Origin of the sequence: Lacticaseibacillus daqingensis, from assembly GCF_003946115.1 — a bacterium.
Lineage (GTDB): Bacteria > Bacillota > Bacilli > Lactobacillales > Lactobacillaceae > Lacticaseibacillus > Lacticaseibacillus daqingensis.
The window spans coordinates 54302-69667 of the sequence record NZ_RHOH01000002.1 but is presented as its reverse complement, the minus strand read 5'-3'; the positions used below and the strand labels follow the sequence as shown (position 1 = coordinate 69667).

The 15366-nt window shown below is 59.5% G+C and carries 17 protein-coding genes, 2 tRNA genes and 1 pseudogene; 7 read left to right on the top strand and 13 right to left on the bottom strand.

The annotated features are described in order from the left end of the window. Positions 1-153 precede the first annotated feature (153 nt). The 5 genes and pseudogenes from EKM88_RS13660 to EKM88_RS02485 all read right to left on the bottom strand — a co-directional run. Positions 154-279: pseudogene (locus EKM88_RS13660) on the bottom strand (KxYKxGKxW signal peptide domain-containing protein); the annotation flags it as partial. A 560-nt stretch (positions 280-839) separates the two neighbouring features. Continuing rightward, positions 840-2090 carry an ABC transporter permease gene (locus EKM88_RS02500; RefSeq protein WP_125702778.1) on the bottom strand — a complete coding sequence of 417 codons (1251 nt, stop codon included), beginning with the start codon at positions 2088-2090 and terminating at the stop codon, positions 840-842. After that, positions 2083-2979, bottom strand: coding sequence for an ABC transporter ATP-binding protein (locus EKM88_RS02495; protein ID WP_125702776.1), 897 nt, complete (start codon positions 2977-2979; stop codon positions 2083-2085). Before EKM88_RS02495 ends, EKM88_RS02500 begins: the two co-directional genes overlap by 8 nt. 22 nt (positions 2980-3001) lie before the next feature. Then, entirely contained in the window at positions 3002-3529 is a 528-nt protein-coding gene (locus tag EKM88_RS02490; protein ID WP_164511975.1) for a DUF2812 domain-containing protein, read from the bottom strand. Then, entirely contained in the window at positions 3516-3833 is a 318-nt protein-coding gene (locus tag EKM88_RS02485) for a PadR family transcriptional regulator (RefSeq protein ID WP_125702772.1), read from the bottom strand. Before EKM88_RS02485 ends, EKM88_RS02490 begins: the two co-directional genes overlap by 14 nt. A gap of 134 nt (positions 3834-3967) precedes the next feature. On the opposite strand from EKM88_RS02485, the gene EKM88_RS02480 reads away from it, so the two are divergent. Continuing rightward, complete coding sequence (locus EKM88_RS02480) at positions 3968-4447, top strand: nucleoside 2-deoxyribosyltransferase (protein ID WP_125702770.1); 480 nt, start codon at positions 3968-3970, stop codon at positions 4445-4447. A gap of 129 nt (positions 4448-4576) precedes the next feature. Here the strand turns inward: EKM88_RS02480 and manA are convergent, their stop codons facing one another. From manA to EKM88_RS02460, 4 genes are all read right to left on the bottom strand, one after another. Continuing rightward, positions 4577-5548 carry a mannose-6-phosphate isomerase, class I gene (manA, locus tag EKM88_RS02475; protein WP_125702767.1) on the bottom strand — a complete coding sequence of 324 codons (972 nt, stop codon included), beginning with the start codon at positions 5546-5548 and terminating at the stop codon, positions 4577-4579. Between the two features lie 44 nt (positions 5549-5592). Beyond that, on the bottom strand, positions 5593-6579 hold the full coding sequence (locus tag EKM88_RS02470; RefSeq protein WP_125702765.1) for a serine hydrolase domain-containing protein: 987 nt from the start codon (positions 6577-6579) through the stop codon (positions 5593-5595). Between the two features lie 31 nt (positions 6580-6610). Then, positions 6611-7462 carry a VOC family protein gene (locus EKM88_RS02465; protein ID WP_125702763.1) on the bottom strand — a complete coding sequence of 284 codons (852 nt, stop codon included), beginning with the start codon at positions 7460-7462 and terminating at the stop codon, positions 6611-6613. Between the two features lie 208 nt (positions 7463-7670). After that, a tRNA-Gln gene (locus tag EKM88_RS02460) sits at positions 7671-7741 on the bottom strand. Positions 7742-7898: 157 nt separating this feature from the next. On the opposite strand from EKM88_RS02460, the gene EKM88_RS02455 reads away from it, so the two are divergent. Further along, positions 7899-9329: a C69 family dipeptidase gene (locus EKM88_RS02455; protein WP_125702761.1), complete on the top strand. Its 1431-nt coding sequence runs from the start codon at positions 7899-7901 to the stop codon at positions 9327-9329. A 116-nt stretch (positions 9330-9445) separates the two neighbouring features. Further along, positions 9446-9517: transfer RNA gene (locus EKM88_RS02450), tRNA-Glu, on the top strand. 212 nt (positions 9518-9729) lie between these two features. On the opposite strand, the gene EKM88_RS02445 is transcribed toward EKM88_RS02450, so the two are convergent. The 4 genes from EKM88_RS02445 to EKM88_RS02430 all read right to left on the bottom strand — a co-directional run bounded on the left by EKM88_RS02445 (position 9730) and on the right by EKM88_RS02430 (position 12109). Further along, complete coding sequence (locus EKM88_RS02445; RefSeq protein WP_125702759.1) at positions 9730-10353, bottom strand: hypothetical protein; 624 nt, start codon at positions 10351-10353, stop codon at positions 9730-9732. 78 nt (positions 10354-10431) lie between these two features. Further along, positions 10432-10950 (bottom strand): hypothetical protein, encoded by a 519-nt coding sequence (locus EKM88_RS02440; protein WP_125702757.1) that lies wholly within the window; start codon positions 10948-10950, stop codon positions 10432-10434. Positions 10951-11000: 50 nt separating this feature from the next. Beyond that, positions 11001-11639 carry a TMEM175 family protein gene (locus EKM88_RS02435; protein WP_125702755.1) on the bottom strand — a complete coding sequence of 213 codons (639 nt, stop codon included), beginning with the start codon at positions 11637-11639 and terminating at the stop codon, positions 11001-11003. Next, entirely contained in the window at positions 11636-12109 is a 474-nt protein-coding gene (locus EKM88_RS02430) for an AAA family ATPase (protein ID WP_164511974.1), read from the bottom strand. Before EKM88_RS02430 ends, EKM88_RS02435 begins: the two co-directional genes overlap by 4 nt. 131 nt (positions 12110-12240) lie before the next feature. Here EKM88_RS02430 and EKM88_RS02425 point away from each other — a divergent pair, with 131 nt between their 5' ends. From EKM88_RS02425 to EKM88_RS02410, 4 genes are all read left to right on the top strand, one after another. Then, entirely contained in the window at positions 12241-13062 is an 822-nt protein-coding gene (locus EKM88_RS02425; RefSeq protein ID WP_164511973.1) for an aminoglycoside 6-adenylyltransferase, read from the top strand. Between the two features lie 66 nt (positions 13063-13128). After that, positions 13129-13926, top strand: a complete 798-nt coding sequence (locus EKM88_RS02420) for a hypothetical protein (protein ID WP_125702749.1) — start codon at positions 13129-13131, stop codon at positions 13924-13926. A gap of 138 nt (positions 13927-14064) precedes the next feature. Beyond that, a complete protein-coding gene (locus EKM88_RS02415) occupies positions 14065-14727 on the top strand; it encodes a histidine phosphatase family protein (protein WP_125702747.1) in 663 nt (220 codons plus the stop codon). Beyond that, positions 14728-15285 (top strand): TetR/AcrR family transcriptional regulator C-terminal domain-containing protein, encoded by a 558-nt coding sequence (locus EKM88_RS02410; RefSeq protein ID WP_125702745.1) that lies wholly within the window; start codon positions 14728-14730, stop codon positions 15283-15285. Positions 15286-15366: the final 81 nt, after the last annotated feature.

Genomic DNA, 15366 nt, shown 5'->3' with positions numbered 1-15366 from the left:
TGTTTCAACTTCCGAACTTTCTTCACTAAGCGTCTCGTCATTAGTAGCAGAACTATCAGTGTCTAAGCCATCAGCAGTGCTCGCGATACCCTCACTGAGAGAATTGCTCGATTGAGTCGAACGCAGTGCTTCCGGCACTTCCTCGTCCGCTTTCACCAAATTAGGCCCGGTTGCCAGTCCCACCCCGAAAAACAGGGTGGTTAACCCCGCAACGACCCATGTGCGGCCGCGCTTATAAAGGCGGAACCGCACCCGCGTCTCCGCGGTGGCCTGAACCATTAGTTCCCGTCGCTTGTCTGCGTCTTTTGACATGTTCAAAGTCCTCCCTCCAAGCTCGGTGACCTCAAGGAGATCACCACAGGTCGACAACATCAATTACCAATCTAACTTGTGATTAGCAATTTGGTTGAGCATATCAAATGTCTTGGAAAACGGATACACAATGCCGATTTCGCATAATATAGGTAGTTTTGAGGCCACTTTTGGGCCTCAGACAATCACCCTGAACACGATTCAGCTAAATTAAATAACAGTCGTTTGTCAGTCTCGACAGACCGATGCACCAATCGTCACGCAAATTTACCTGTAAAGCGACGCGAGCAGAATTAACGCGCGATGCGGCAAAACTCGCCAACTATTTCAAAATAAATACGCGACACGAGTTGTTTTATACGCCAGTCGCCTCGAAGTGATGGCATACAAAACATGAAAAACGAGGTGGATGCCCCCACCCTCACCAGAAATGACGATACGCGAATAAACGGCGAAAAAAGTTTAAATCTCACTAAAATTTAATCAAAAAAGACTCACCCTTCGTAACGGGTGAGTCATCTGCTTGATCAGTTGCGGCGCTCAGCACGCCAGATGGTGAAGGCCTTGCGCATCCCCCTGAGCATCCCGGCATCGGAGTAAACCAAAACGTTGGTGCGGTAGATGTTGACCGCCAACCAGGTGAACCCCGCCAGGAAGACCACGGAAACCGCGAGGCTGAGCCACGCCGCGCCCATCGTTGCATGACCGAGGGCGAGGCGCACCGGCATCAGCTCAATGCTTAAAAATGGCACGTAACTGGCCACCCGGATCAGTGCGGCGTCACCAGTTTGCGCCATGAACGCCAGCATGTAGCCCGCCATCCCCAGCAGTGAGATCGGCATTACCGCCGCGTTGACCTGTTCTTGGTTGGCGACCAGCGAGCCACACACTGCGGCCAGCACTGCGAAGGTCAGTGTGCCGATGATGAAGAACAAGATGGCCAACAGGCTGGTCATGGACCACAACACCGACAGATCCACCGATGCCAGCAGTTGCTTGACGAACGCCTGCCGTGAGGCCCAGGTCCAGGCAACCACGCCTGCAACGGCGTACACCACCAGTTGCGTGGCGAGCAGCGCCAAGATACCGGCCAGCTTACCGAAAAACTGCGTGGTTGCACTGACGGAAGACAGCAGGATCTCCATGATCCGCGACCCTTTTTCCGTGGCGATTTCCTGCGCGAGCATCGAGCCGTAGACAATGCTGATGACCATGATGAACACCGTCAGCACGCTGGCAAACCCGCGGTTGACCAGCGCAGTCGTGTCGTTCTTGGCGACCTGCTTGCCGGCCTCGATCGCAACGGTGCGCTTCTTGACTTGGGCTGGCGTCACCAGCGCCTGCACCTGCGCAGCGGAGAGGTTCAGGGCCGCAGCGGTTTGTTGCAACTTCAGCTGCGACAGGACGGCCGTCAGGGTGCTAGTGTCCACGCCAGTCTCTGCGTTGGCCCGTTCCACATAGGTGGCACTGAGGGTCGGTGCGGTGGTCACCGTCAGGATGCCGTCGATTTTCTCGGCGGTCAAGCGGCGGTTGGCCGTGGTCTTCGCCGCCGCAGTGTACGTCACATCGCCATCCGCCGCCTTGTTCAGCGCGCGGACAACGGCCGGCTGATCCGTAATGACCGCCACCTTGGCAGGCGCCGCGGTTTGGCTGACGAACCAGCCAACCGCCACTGCAATGCCGAGGAAAAGTAGCGGCGAAAGCACCAAGAACAGCCAGGAGCCGCTCTTAACATTTTTCTTGTAAACCTGCTGCATCACGATCCAGAACTTAGTCATGGTCTGCACCTGCTTTCATGCGGAAAATCTCATCGAGACTCGGCGGCACCTGACGGAACTCGGGGATGTAGCCCCCCGCTGTGGCCGCGGCAAAAATTCGCTGTCCCACCGCGGGATCAGCCAGGGTCAGCTCAAACTGCGCCCCGTGCTGGGTCAGCGCGGTCACGCCCTCAAAGGCCCGCAGTGCCGCCTCATCCAGCGGCGACTCGATGAACAACTTGGTGCGACCAAAACTTTCACGAATCGCGTCCACGGTACCGTTCAACACCGTGGCCCCGTTGCGCAACATCACCAAGTGGTCCGAGATGGCGGCAACGTTGCCCATGTCGTGGCTAGAGTAAATGATGGCCGCCCCGTTGTCGCGCAGCATCATAATGCCGTCCTGCAGCAGGCTGGCGTTCACCGGATCGAGGCCGGAGAAGGGCTCATCAAGGATCACCAGCTTAGGCATGTGAATCAGCGTGGCGATCAGTTGCACCTTCTGCTGGTTCCCTTTGCTCAGATCCTTCACCTTGTCCGTCAGCTTCCCCTTGACCTGAAACCGCTCAAGCCACGCCGGAATTTGCGCCTTAATGTCAGCAGTTTTCATTCCGCGCAACCGGGCGAAGTAGATGATCTGGTCTTGGACGCGCATCTTCGGGTATAGGCCGCGTTCCTCGGGCAGGTAGCCGATCATATCGTAATCCGCGCGCGTCAGCGGCTGCCCGTTCCACGTGACCGTGCCGCTGTCCGGCGTCAAAAAGTTCAGGATCATGCGAAACGTCGTGGTTTTGCCCGCCCCATTTTGGCCGATCAGCCCCATGATTTCGCCCGGCGCAACAGTGAAGCTTTCGTGGTCCACCGCGGTCATCGGGCCGAATGTTTTGGTCAAGTCTTTTAATTCTAGCATTCTCATGCCTCCTTCTTCCCGTTCAGCTGGCCCGGGCGGCCAGGCGCTGGATCCGCCGAGTCAGTGCCCAGGCATTGTAGCCGTATAAACCCGCCAGCACCACAATACAGCCGACCAAAAACCCAACGCGCAACGGCGTGGGCGCCGTGTTCAGCAGCACGATGAGAAAATACGCCTCAAGCACCAGCATCAACGCGCCAAAGCCGGTCCACACCCGGCGCATGCGCTGGAGCAGGTCGATCTGCGAGGCGGCATCCGAGTAGATCCGCGCTGCTTGGTCCGGGTGGTACCAGTACAGCCAACTGCCGCCGAACGCTGGGCTGCGCTGCCACAGGGTCCACCCGGCATCCGCCATCAGCGCCTCATACTCCGGTAACGCCGCCTTGGGCTGATAATCCAGCGCCACGCGCCCTGCCAGCGGCGTCTCCGCCGCAAAATGGTAAACCAAGCCACGCCGGCGCGTGAGCCGCCAGCCCTGATGCGCCAGTTGGGTCAAGAACGCGGCCTCCTGGTCACTTTGCCACACCCAAAACAGTCTAATCTTGCGCATTATCCAACACCTCCGCATTGCGCACGAGCTCCTGCAGGCGCGCGCGCTCCGCCGTGAGCAGCGCGCGGCCGGCCGCCGTTGCCTGATAAACTTTGCGGTCGCCATCGGTGGCCACCAGCGCGATCAGGCCCTCGCGCTGCAACTTTTTCAACGTGCCATACACGGTACCGGCCCCGAGCTGGACCCGGTCTGCGGTAATGGCCGCCACATGCTGGATCACCCCGTACCCGTGCAGCGGGTGCAAAAGGGCCAGCAAAATGTAAAAGGCGCTTTCGCTCATCGGTAGTTCATCCGTCGTGGTCATGCCCCGCCTCCCATCATATCACGATGCGATATATCTAACCTGGCTATATCGTACTACGATAGGGTCGTCGTGACAACTTCTTTTTGTTCCCCGCCCTGCTGCGGTGTATCATGGATTCAAACTGGAGGTGCCCCATGAAAATCTACTTTGCCAACGGCCTGTTTTCGCACGCCGACTTCAATTACAACGCCGCCCTTGTTCAGCAGCTGCGCACCGCGATGCCCAGCCTCGACATCTACCTGCCCCAAGAAAACGCGGCGATCAACGACAAGCAGGCGTACGCCGATGCGACGATGATCGCACGCGCGGACACTGAGGAAGTGCTCGCCGCAGACTTGATGATCGCCGTGCTCGACGGTCCCGTCATCGACGCCGGCGTGGCCAGCGAAATTGGCGTGGCCTACGCGAAGGGCCTCCCGATCATCGGGCTTTACACCGACTCGCGCCAGCAAGGGGCCGAGAACGCCCAGAAGCTTGCGGCGCTGGCCGAAGTCGCCGAGAACCAGTTCCACTATTTGAACCTTTACACCATTGGGCTGATCAAGCTCAACGGCACGGTCGTCACCAGCGAGGAAGCCTTGATCCAAGCGGTGGCCGCGCGCCTGACCGACTAGCCTTGGATCATCCCCACTGCACGCCCCTTCGCCATCGGTTGAAGGGGCGTGTTTGCGTGGCCTGATGCCGGGCGCATGCAAAAAGCGCCAAAGTAGCAACGTTGCTGCTTTGGCGCGCATTGTGACGCGTTAGTCTTCTTGCCCCGGCGTGGAGGTGATCATCATCATCTGACCCTCAAACTGCCAGTCCTTGATCTGGTTCGGAATGATGAAGTGAACGCCCTTCTTCAGCGGGAACTGTTGCCCATCCGCGGTGATGCTGCCGGCGCCTTCCAGCACCGACACCAGCGTGTACGGTGCATCAGCGTGCTGCGTCAGCGTGCCGTTCAGTTCGATTTTGTACACCGAGAAGAACTTGGAGACCGGCGCGGTGACAAAGGTGGTGATGATCGCATCGTCAACGGTCTGGGTCGTGATGTTGAGCTGCGGATCGACGCTTGGCACATTGGTCATGTCAATGCTCTGCTGCAAATGTAGCTCACGCTTGTTGCCTGCTGCATCCGTCCGGTCGTAATCATACAGCCGGTACGTCGTGTCAGAGGACTGCTGCGTCTCCAGCACCATGATCCCCTTGTTCAGCGCGTGAATGGTCCCGCTTGGCACGTAGACAAAGTCACCGGCCTTCACAGGCACCTTGCGCAACAGGTGTTCCCAGTCGCCCGCGTGGATCATTTCGGCCAGTTCCGCGCGCGTTTTCGCGTGGTGCCCGTAGATCAGGTATGACCCAGGGTCGGCAGACAGCACGTACCAGCACTCGGTTTTGCCGAGTTCACCGGGGCGCTCATGCGCCGCCGCGTAGGCATCATCCGGGTGCACCTGAACGGACAGGGAATCGTTGGCATCCAGGATCTTGGTCAGCAAGGGGAAAACCTTACTCTTCTGGTGGCCAAAATATTCCTGATGGTCCCGCCACGCCACGTCCAGCGTTGTGCCCGTTAGTGGCCCGTTGGCGATCACATCGGGCCCGTTGGGGTGCGCCGAAATAGCCCACAATTCGCCAATCTTACCGTCCGGTAGGTGGTAGCCGAAGTCAGTCGCAAGTTTGCGGCCGCCCCAGATCTTCTCGTGAAATACGGGTTCAAGAAAAATCGGTTCTGTCAAAATGGTTGCCCTCCTCGTGTCTTATCGAACAAATTTTAACACATTCACGCAACCGTTCTCAGAAATTCCGCAATAAATTCATCACGCCACGGCAGAAACGCGGGATTGACCACGGGATGCACCCGGTTCGTCAACACGATCAAGGCCTGCTTGATCGTGGGCTGAATCAGCCAAAACGTGCCCGTGTAGCCCGTGTGGTAGAGCCACAGCCGGTCCTGCCCATCGCGACGCAGGTCCCACCCCAGGCTGCGGCCAAGACCGTTGACCGTCTGATCCTGCAACAGTTGGTCGAACGTCGCTGGCCAGGCATCGTTGGTCTGCTGACCAAACGCAAAGGTTGAAAACCGCATCAGGTCCCCTAGGCTGGCAAACAGCCCGGCCGCCCCGCTGTGGCACCCGAGGATCGCGCTTTTTGGGTCATGCACCAGCCCCTGGCGCAGCGTTTGGGTGGCCGCGTCGTAAGTCGTGGGCACGCAGCGGCGCGCGACTGGGTTGAATGTCGCACTCGTGAGCCCCAGCGGACTGAGCACGCGCTGGCGAATCAGCAGCTGGATCGGCGCCAGATCAATTTTTTCCAGCGCCCAACCCACCAGCAACAAGTTGACATCGCGGTACACCACCTGCCGATCGCACTCGGCCGTCACGGTCAGCTGCGTGAGCAACGCCTGCTTCAGCTCGGCCGCCGGCAAGTCATCTCGGTGCGGAATGTACCCTTCCAACCCTGAGGTATGCGTCAGCGCCTGGCGAAATGTGGTCGCGTGGGGAAACTGCGGCAAAAACGTGCGCAGTGGGGTGTCCGGCGTCAGTCGCCCCGCTGCCCACGCCTGAAGGAAAACCGTGGTCGTGCCGAGGACCTTCGTCAGTGAGGCCACATCATATAATGCCCCCGCATGCAGCGGTTGCCGCTCGGGCACCGTTTGGGCATCCCCCAGCACCAGCATTTCACTTACGCCGTCATGCAAATACGCCGCACTGACCCCGGGCGCAAGGCCCTGCGTGATCAATGGGCGCAGTTGGTCCAATTTGCTCATTATGTCACTTCCCTGTGTCAGTATACCAGATTCAGCGAACGCTAAACCAGAGCGTCAACCGATTCGGGCCAGTGACCATCAAGTAGTTCGCACCGGGGTCGAAGTAAAAATCATGCCACCCCTGTGACACCAGATTGGCGTACATGCGGGCCAATACCATTTTGTCCGGCACCACCAGATTCACATACTGCACGCCCGCATGTTCCGCCCGTCGCGGCCGCGCTTTGACATCCAGCTGAACGGTTGCGCCGATGTGGCGCACGGCGTCCCCACTGGTCAGAAACGAAAAATCTTGCTCATGCTGTTGCCGCACAAAGCCCAAAACATCGCGCAGGTACGTCGTGGTCGTGGCAAAGTCAGCCGTTCGGATGACGAACCGGCCGATCCGCGTCCCCCCTGGCATCACTGCCAAGGGGGGCGTGCTTTGCCGCGGCTGCTTCACCGGCGTCAGGCGCCCGTCCGCAAAATCGTACCCGCGCAGCACATCAGCCTGAGTCCCGCGGTCGTACTCCACCAAAACCAGGTTCTGTTCCGGGTCACGCACCGCAAACCCCAGCGAGAAGCCGGTTTGGTGCCAACCCAGCACCGGCACCCCGCGGGCAGTCAACCCCGCCGCCAAGCCCAGCAGCGCCACGCGGCTGGGGACATTGAGGCTATAGCCGGCCACACCAGCCGGAAGTTGTTTCAACATCCGACCGCCGGCTTCAAGATCCAAAATCACATGGTGATCGGCACCGATGCCCATCAGCACCCGCACCCCATTATCTTGCAAGACCACCAATCCCAGCGCATTCGAATACCACGCCCGCATCGCGTCAAGATTGTGCACGCGGATCGAGATAAACCCCACGCGCGTCTGCGGGCTGATCACAAACCGTGTCATATTAGTTCCCCCTTATGCACGCCACCGCGTGCCACTCGCCTGTCACCTCGTCCTGAGGAATCGCGTCCGGCGTAGACGCATCCTGTCGTTTTGGGTCAGCTTACCTATCAATTAGCTAGAATGCCAGAAATTTGCTTGTGTTTTTGCGTACAGGTCTGGGGGCGTATGAACACAAAAAAACCGCGCCTCCAGCGAGACGCGGTCATGATTGGGTAGATAGGGATCGAACCTATGATTATGGATTCAGAGTCCACTGCGTTACCACTTCGCTACTACCCAATAACTTAACGAACGAATATCAGTTTATGGGATAATCCCCCGGGTGTCAACTGCTCACACAAAAATAATTGAACTTATGCTGTGGTTGGGACCAGTTTCCAATTCGGTGAAATTGAGCGTACACTGAAGCTAACACTTTGGAAAGAGGGGTTCCCAAATGAAAAAAGAAACTGCCTGTACGTCGATCCTGGTCGGCAAACATGCCAGCATCGATGGCAGCACCATGATTGCCAGAAACGACGACACGTTCCACGTCCTGGCCCCGCACCGCTTCTACATGCACCCGGCCTGGAAGGGTGAGAAGGGCCTGAGCGTGAAGTCCCCACTCAACGGCTTTGAAGCGCCACTGCCAGAAAACGGCTACCGCTACAACGCGGTGCCAAACGTCGACAAGGAACACTTGGGCGACTACGAGGAAAGCGGGATCAACGCCAAGAACGTGGCGATGTCCGCCACAGAGTCCACCTACGGCAACGAGCGCACTCTGGCGTTTGACCCACTGGTTGCCGACGGCCTGGATGAAGACCTGATTGTCAACATGACCCTGCCCTTCGTCGAATCCGCGCGCCACGCGGTCGAATACCTCGGTCAGCTGATCAAACAGTACGGTTCACCAGCCGGCAACTCCGTGCTGTTCTCTGACAACGACAACGTCTGGTACATGGAAATCGTCACTGGGCACCACTGGGTCGCCCAACGTATTCCGGATGACGCCTACGCGGTCGCCGCTAACCAGGTCTCGATCCAGCAGGTGGACTTCAACGACTCGGATAATTTCATCTGGAGTGAAGGCATCCAGGAGTTCGTGGCTGCCCATCACCTGAACCCGGACAAAGACGGCTGGAACTTCCGCCATATTTTCGGCACGATGAACGAAAAAGACCGCCACTATAACACACCGCGGGTCTGGTACGCCCACCACATTCTGAATCCAGAAACGCCGGAAGAACCCGAATCCGCTGAGCTGCCATTCATCATGCACACCGACCATCTGATCACGCGCGAGGATATTGCGCAGATCCTGGGTTCGCACTACAACGAGACCCGGTTTGATCCGCTGGGTCACGGCAGTGATGCCGACCGCCTGCGTTACCGGCCGATCGGGTTGAACCGGACCCAGAACTCGCACATCTTGCAGTTGCGCAACGATGTGCCGGAGGGTCAGGCCGCCATCATGTGGCTGAACATCGGTCTGCCGACCTACAGCCCTTACGTGCCGTTCTACTGCAACGCCGATGACACGGACCCAAGCTACTCGACCACCCCGCTTGAGCTGGACGTCGACAAAGACTCCGCTTACTGGTTGCACCGCAGCCTCGGCATGCTGGTGGAAAGCCACTACAGCAAGTTCATCCAGCAAAACCGCGACTACCTAACGGAATCTTATCGCTTGTTCCGGGTCCACCTGGCGGCAACCGACCAGGCCACCGCCGAGCTGACCGGTCAGGCGTTGACCGATGCGCTGACGCAAGCGAACTATCAACTGGTCGCCGCCGTGAAGGCCGAGGCCAAGAAGCAGATCGCCAGCATGCTGATGCAGGGCCTGGAGCTCTCTCAGCTGACATTCAACATGGACAAGAACCTGTAACGCCCCTGAGGCCACCGCTATTGGTGGCCTTTTTTGCGGACCGGAACTTTTTTAGTGAAACGGTTGACGCGCTCTGCCATTCCTGTATAATAGTGTTTGTTCTTGTTACAAACCATTGCCCGTTGGTCAAGGGGTTAAGACGTCGCGTTCTCAGCGCGAAAACACGGGTTCGAATCCCGTACGGGTGATCATGATAATCAAGAAGCGCCGGAATGCCTTTGCAAAGGCATTCCGGCGCTTTCTTCTTTTTCTCAGAGCGTCTCTTCTTTTTAAACGTCACCGCGGCGCGGCCGTTGAAACGTTGGGTCGGCGCCCAAAAAAACCGAAGATCTTGTGATTCTTGCACCGCGGCAACCAACATCTTTTTAATCAGCCGTTCGCAGCGGTGCGGTGCGCACCCTTACTGCAGGTCAAGCGGAATCAGATCTATCGTCACGACCACGGGTTGACCGGTCGCCGCCAGCTGACCGCGCAAAGTGACGCGCACCCCTGCAAAGGCGTCAGGCGTCGGCTGGCGGTAGGTCAACCCTGTCGTCGGTAAGGTCACCGAAAACGTGGGCAGACTGGCGGCGCGCACGGGCCAGTCCCGCACCAGCCCCTGCCCGCTGGCCACGGTTGCGCGCATCAGGTGCAGGCCGGTGGCCGGCCGCAGCGTGGCCGCCACGCACGTGAGGTGAACGCGCCCATTGTCGCGCCGGTATGTCAACGTCACCCGATAGCGCAGGGCCAGCGTTTGCCGCGACTTAACGCCAATGCCAAACTGGCCTGTCAGCGTTTGGGTCGTGGTCGTGGTGGGTAAGGTGTGATCGCCAAAAAACACCACTGGCACCGGCTCGCCGGGCATCGTCACTGCCACCCGGGCCTGCCCTTCCTGGCGCGTGCCAAGGCTGACGCCGGCCGTCGCCGCCGGTGAAAAAAGCACTGCTGGATCGGCATCGATCCGCGTCTGATAGTCACTCAACCCCGCAGCAAAGCTGCCCATCAGCACAAGCGCCAGCCCACCGGCGAGAAGTCGTTTCATCATGCGCTCACCCCCCAATACAGGGAGTGTATCATGCGCGGGCCAAATAAAAAAGCGCTACCACAAGGGTAGCGCCATCGCTTAGTACTGGCCGAGGTCGGCTTTGAATTCGGTGAAGGCTTCGGTGCCGTTCAGTGACTTGTAGGCCTGGTACGCTTTGACCCAGTCCCCTGCCGCCACTGCTTCGCGCACCGGCTGAAGGGCGTCATTGGCAAACAGCAAATTGGCCGCTGCGGTGGCCTGATTCGTGCTGGCACCGGTGGTGGTTTTCAGCAGGCTGGTCATCTGTGCCTGATCACCGGCTGCGGCCACAATGCGGCTCATTTTGGTGTTTTTGAGCGTTGTGGCCGCGGCGTCAAGCTTGGCGTCCACGGTGGCATCCCCGGTTTTGCGCGCCTCGATCTGCTTGACCAGTTCGTTTTTGACCACGGTATCCGCAGCGGTGTCGTTGCCAGTGGCGTTGCGCACCGTGTTGTTGAGCTGGGGGAAGAAGACGACGCACAGGCCGCCTGCCACCACTAAGCCGATGAGGACGGCGGCGAGCACCTTAGGCCACCGCTTCTTTTTCTTCTGAAATGAAAGTCGTCGTTCACGCCGCATCGTTTGGCCTCCTTATTTTCGTCCAGTATACCGCATTCCGCCCACCGCGTTTATGAAGTTTTTGTGTTGTGTTGCGTGCCGATGTGAATCACGCGGGAAAAACGCAGGTAGGCGATGAAGTGAAACACAACGCCTGCCACCAAAAGCGCCCCAGCCAGCAAGTTGGAAAAGCTGGTGGCGACCGCAGAGGCGAGATAAATGGCGACGCTGCGCGCCGGGTCCATTCGGATGCGATTGTAGTGCGATTCAATGCTTGTGAAGGTGCGCAGTTCGGGGTGGTGCTCAAGGTAGCGGTACAGGCCGAGAAACGACAGCGAAATGCCGAGCGCCACCGCATCGTAAACGATGAACGCCAGCTGAATATCTTGGGCGTTTTGGTTCGTCAGCGCCTCGATCAAGAGCACCATCGCGTAGTTGACCAGCGTGACGGTGAACAGCACGAAGAGGTTCAGGACGTTCAGGGTACGGTTGGTTTTTTTGACATACTGAAAGTAGTCATGATGAAACAACCAGCTCGTGCCGACGTAAAAGTACGACAAGGCGTACATCGCAAACAAGGGCGCCTGCCGCGTCAGCATCGCGCGAATCGACCCTGGGGCCAAGCTGGTCGGTTGAAAATCGAGGATCAAAATGGTCAAAAGAATCGCAAACACACCGTCGCTCAGCGCGTTGACCCGTTCCTTACTCATGCGTGCACCTCCTTGAGAATATGGGCGCAGGCCACGGCCACCGGCTGTGCAGGCAAGCGGCGGTCCGCCCGCGTCAGCACGTCATCCGGTCGCCACCAGCGGCGCAGGGTGGCCGCGTCGAAGCGGCCGGCATTGTGCGCCACTGTCACGGCGAAGGGCACATCCAGATAGTAGACCCACGCATCGGGCCCAAACGCGGCGACCGCCGCCTGCAGCATGGTGCCATAGACATCGCGCCGGAGAATGCCTTCAACGATCGTCACTGGATACGCGGTGCGGCCAAAAGCGATCAGGTCGCGAATCAGCGCAATGGCCGGGGTGCCAGGGTGGTCAGGCGCACGTAGGACGGTTCGCCGTAGCGTGTCTTGGCTCAGCACCAGCGCCTGGTCGCCCAACGCGGTCCCGAGGTGCTGCGCCAGCGTGGTTTTGCCACTGCCCGAGTTGCCTCGAATCAAGATCAAGGTTGCCATGGCGTCCCTCCTTTGCGTCCCCATTATCCACGCTTGAGAATCTGCATGCAAGCCTCACCCGCCCGACAAGAACCATGCCTTTTGGGCCCGGTGAGGCGTACAATAACACTAATCACCACAAGGAGGCCCCCATGACGACACTGACCCAACTGATCACCCTTGCCACCGCCGATCCCAACGTTTTGGCCATCGGCACGGAAGGTGCCAGCAACGACCCGAGCAAGCCAACCGATGAATGGACGGACCTCGACGTCACGCTGTTTGTCCGCGAGATGGCCCAGGCAGACGGCAACTGGTGGGTGCACCAGCTCGGCACCCCCACCATCGTTCAACATCTGGTTGACAGCCACCTGTTCGGCCCGGCGACCGGCACGTGGGAAAGCTGGCTCACCCGTTACCCGGGCACGGCGCGGGTGGACTTAAAATTGGCGCCCGCCACGGACATTGCGGGTTACCTGGCCGGCGACACGCTGAACACCTTAGTGTGGCAGCGCACTACCCCCACGTCACCGCGCCCAACCAGCGCCGCCAGCCACGCCTTGAAGCGCCCCACACAGGTCGCACTCGATGCGTGTGTGACTGAATTTTACTGGGTGGCTGGTTACGTGGTGAAAGGTCTGGCACGCGGCAACCTGGTATACGCGAACACCCTGCTCGATCAAAATGTGCGCCCCGAGCTCTATCGCCTGCTGGAATGGCGCGCCACGATCGCCCGTGACGGCCGCTTTGACCCTGGTGCCAACCACAAGTTTCTCTGGGCGACATTGACCCCCGGGGAGCAGGCACGCCTAGCGGCCAGCTACGCGCAAACCGACCTGGCCGCCACCCGCGCGAGCCTGGGGATTGTGCTGGCGCTGTTTCAGCAGTGCCGCGCTGAACTAGTTGACTATGCGCCCACACCGTACCAAGACAGCGCGGCCGCCCAACTGGCCAGCTGGCTTAATAATTCCTGAAGGTCCGCCGCCGTTGATAAACTCGCTTTCATCTGCGCTTATAATCAAGGCAAAGGGGTGATGATCATGAAAAAAACGCATTGGTGGCTCCTCATGCCTTTGGTGCTCACGTTGACCGGTTGCGGCAACGGCGCAGCACCAGCCAAGAACAGCAGCGATCAACCGGCGGCGAGCGCATCCAGCCAGTCTCAGCAGTCGCGCCACAAAGTCAGCCAAAGCACGCAAGCCAGCACGACCAGCCAGTCGACTAGCAGCGCCCCACAGCCGGAGGCACGGCTGACGACGCTGCGCACGGCGGCGCGCCAGCTGGTGCCGGGGATGCCTTTCCCCACGACCTACACGCCTGCCAGCGGCCAAGCCCTCAACGTGGTGGCAACCGGCGATGCGGCCAATGCCACCCTGTTTTTGAGTGAGGGGCGCGCACAGGCCTTCAATGCGGCCGGACTGCCGACCACTGACGCCCCGCTGGCGATTCAAAAAACCACGACCACCAGCGATGCGCAGATCGACCCGCAGGCGGTGCAGGCGGATCTGCCTACCGTTGCGCTAGGCGATGGCTTGGTCGGCACACAGGAAGGCGCGGCCGGCTCCAGCTACATCACCTGGCAGGAAGGCCGCTGGGTCATTACAGTGCAGGCGGCTAACATCAACGGGGAAGACTCTCTGCCGTTGGCGAAGCAGGCCGTGGCCTTATTTGCCCAGCAAATGCTCCCGATCCCGGCCACGCAAGGCGCGATCCACCTGCGCGTGAGCGCGGGCACCGATCGCATCAACACGGTCACCTGGCGCAGCGGCGACGCGGTTTATCAAGTCAGCGGTCAGGATGCCATGGCCACCATTCAACTCGCGGTGACGCTGCACTAACCGGCGACCCACAGCGATTCAAAGCCGCACTGGGACCAATGCGACATCGGTCCCAGTGCTTTTGGTGACCACGAGTTATCGTTCGCGCAACAGGCCCAGTGTGCTAAACTGAAGGGAGAAAAAACGCGGAGGTCTCCTATGAAAACTGTCACGGTCTACCTAGTGCGCCACGGCCAAACGTGGTTCAACAAATTCAACAAGATGCAAGGCTGGTCCGACTCGCCCCTGACCGAATCCGGGTTGGCGGACGGGCGGCGTGCTGGGGCGGCGCTCAAGCACATCACCTTCACCCACGCCTACGCCAGCGACACCACGCGTGCCACCAACACGGCCAAGCTGGTACTGGCGGAAAACTTCAACACCGATGTCGCGCTGACCGTCACGCCGCTGTTTCGGGAGCAGTTCTACGGCTACTTTGAAGGCGAGGATTCACCCAAGACCTGGTACGCAGTCGGCATGCCGCACGGGGCGCGGACGTTCAAGGACCTGATCGAACAGTACGGGGTCGATGCCTCCAAGGACTTCATGCATGAAGCCGATCCGTTCCATGACGCCGAAGACGCCCTGACCTACTGGACGCGCCTGCAGCAGGGCTTCAAGCTGTTGCGCCAGGACAACCAAAACGGCGATAATGTCCTGCTGGTCACCCATGGCACCACGATCCGCAGCATCATCGATAAGTTCGGCAAGCAGGACGGTTTTGTGGTCACGGACAGCCCGCGCAACGGCTCGATCTCCAAGATCGCCCTGACCGATGAAGGCGTGAAGGTGCTCAGCTACAATGAGCTGACGGTGATGTAAATGGCGACCAACGAAACCAAGCAGCTGCTCGCGCACACGCTGCGGGAGATGATGACCACCACCGCGCTGGACCACATCACCATCAACGCGCTGACCACCCGCGCCGGCGTCACGCGCAACACGTTTTACTACCACTTCGAGGACATCTACTCCCTGCTGGCGTGGGTCTACGAGCAGGAGATCGTCACCCAGATGGAAAAATACGCGGTGATCGACCGCTGGGACACCGCGTACGCGATGCTGCTGGACTACATCGACGACAACCGGGCCTTTTGCCTCGCCAGCTTCAACTCCGTCGGCCGCGATCTACTGGAGCGCCTGCTGGCCACCGTGGCCGAGCAGCTCGTCCGCCGCGTGGTGGTCGGCGCCGATCCCACCCTGCCCAAACCGCTCCAAGAGGACATCTGCAATTTCTACGGGCTGGCGATCGTCGCACAGATCATCCAGTGGCTGATGCGCGGGCTGGTCGAGGACAAGACCGCCATGGTCAAGCGCGCCGACGTGATGCTGACCGGGGCCTTGAACAACGCCGTGAGCAACTCCCGCACCATGTACTGACCAGACCAATTGGGCAAACCGCCGGGCTTGCCTATTTTTTTTGCGCGCATTCACGCCTACACTTGAGGCATCAGATAAAGG

Excerpts from the sequence above, each read along its gene's own strand:
- EKM88_RS02500 (WP_125702778.1), bottom strand. The coding sequence starts at position 2,090 with ATGACTAAGTTCTGGATCGTGATGCAGCAGGTTTACAAGAAAAATGTT.
- EKM88_RS02495 (WP_125702776.1), bottom strand. The coding sequence starts at position 2,979 with ATGCTAGAATTAAAAGACTTGACCAAAACATTCGGCCCGATGACCGCG.
- EKM88_RS02490 (WP_164511975.1), bottom strand. The coding sequence starts at position 3,529 with ATGCGCAAGATTAGACTGTTTTGGGTGTGGCAAAGTGACCAGGAGGCC.
- EKM88_RS02485 (WP_125702772.1), bottom strand. The coding sequence starts at position 3,833 with ATGACCACGACGGATGAACTACCGATGAGCGAAAGCGCCTTTTACATT.
- EKM88_RS02480 (WP_125702770.1), top strand. The coding sequence starts at position 3,968 with ATGAAAATCTACTTTGCCAACGGCCTGTTTTCGCACGCCGACTTCAAT.
- EKM88_RS02470 (WP_125702765.1), bottom strand. The coding sequence starts at position 6,579 with ATGAGCAAATTGGACCAACTGCGCCCATTGATCACGCAGGGCCTTGCG.
- EKM88_RS02465 (WP_125702763.1), bottom strand. The coding sequence starts at position 7,462 with ATGACACGGTTTGTGATCAGCCCGCAGACGCGCGTGGGGTTTATCTCG.
- EKM88_RS02455 (WP_125702761.1), top strand. The coding sequence starts at position 7,899 with ATGAAAAAAGAAACTGCCTGTACGTCGATCCTGGTCGGCAAACATGCC.
- EKM88_RS02445 (WP_125702759.1), bottom strand. The coding sequence starts at position 10,353 with ATGATGAAACGACTTCTCGCCGGTGGGCTGGCGCTTGTGCTGATGGGC.
- EKM88_RS02440 (WP_125702757.1), bottom strand. The coding sequence starts at position 10,950 with ATGCGGCGTGAACGACGACTTTCATTTCAGAAGAAAAAGAAGCGGTGG.
- EKM88_RS02435 (WP_125702755.1), bottom strand. The coding sequence starts at position 11,639 with ATGAGTAAGGAACGGGTCAACGCGCTGAGCGACGGTGTGTTTGCGATT.
- EKM88_RS02430 (WP_164511974.1), bottom strand. The coding sequence starts at position 12,109 with ATGGCAACCTTGATCTTGATTCGAGGCAACTCGGGCAGTGGCAAAACC.
- EKM88_RS02425 (WP_164511973.1), top strand. The coding sequence starts at position 12,241 with ATGACGACACTGACCCAACTGATCACCCTTGCCACCGCCGATCCCAAC.
- EKM88_RS02420 (WP_125702749.1), top strand. The coding sequence starts at position 13,129 with ATGAAAAAAACGCATTGGTGGCTCCTCATGCCTTTGGTGCTCACGTTG.
- EKM88_RS02415 (WP_125702747.1), top strand. The coding sequence starts at position 14,065 with ATGAAAACTGTCACGGTCTACCTAGTGCGCCACGGCCAAACGTGGTTC.
- EKM88_RS02410 (WP_125702745.1), top strand. The coding sequence starts at position 14,728 with ATGGCGACCAACGAAACCAAGCAGCTGCTCGCGCACACGCTGCGGGAG.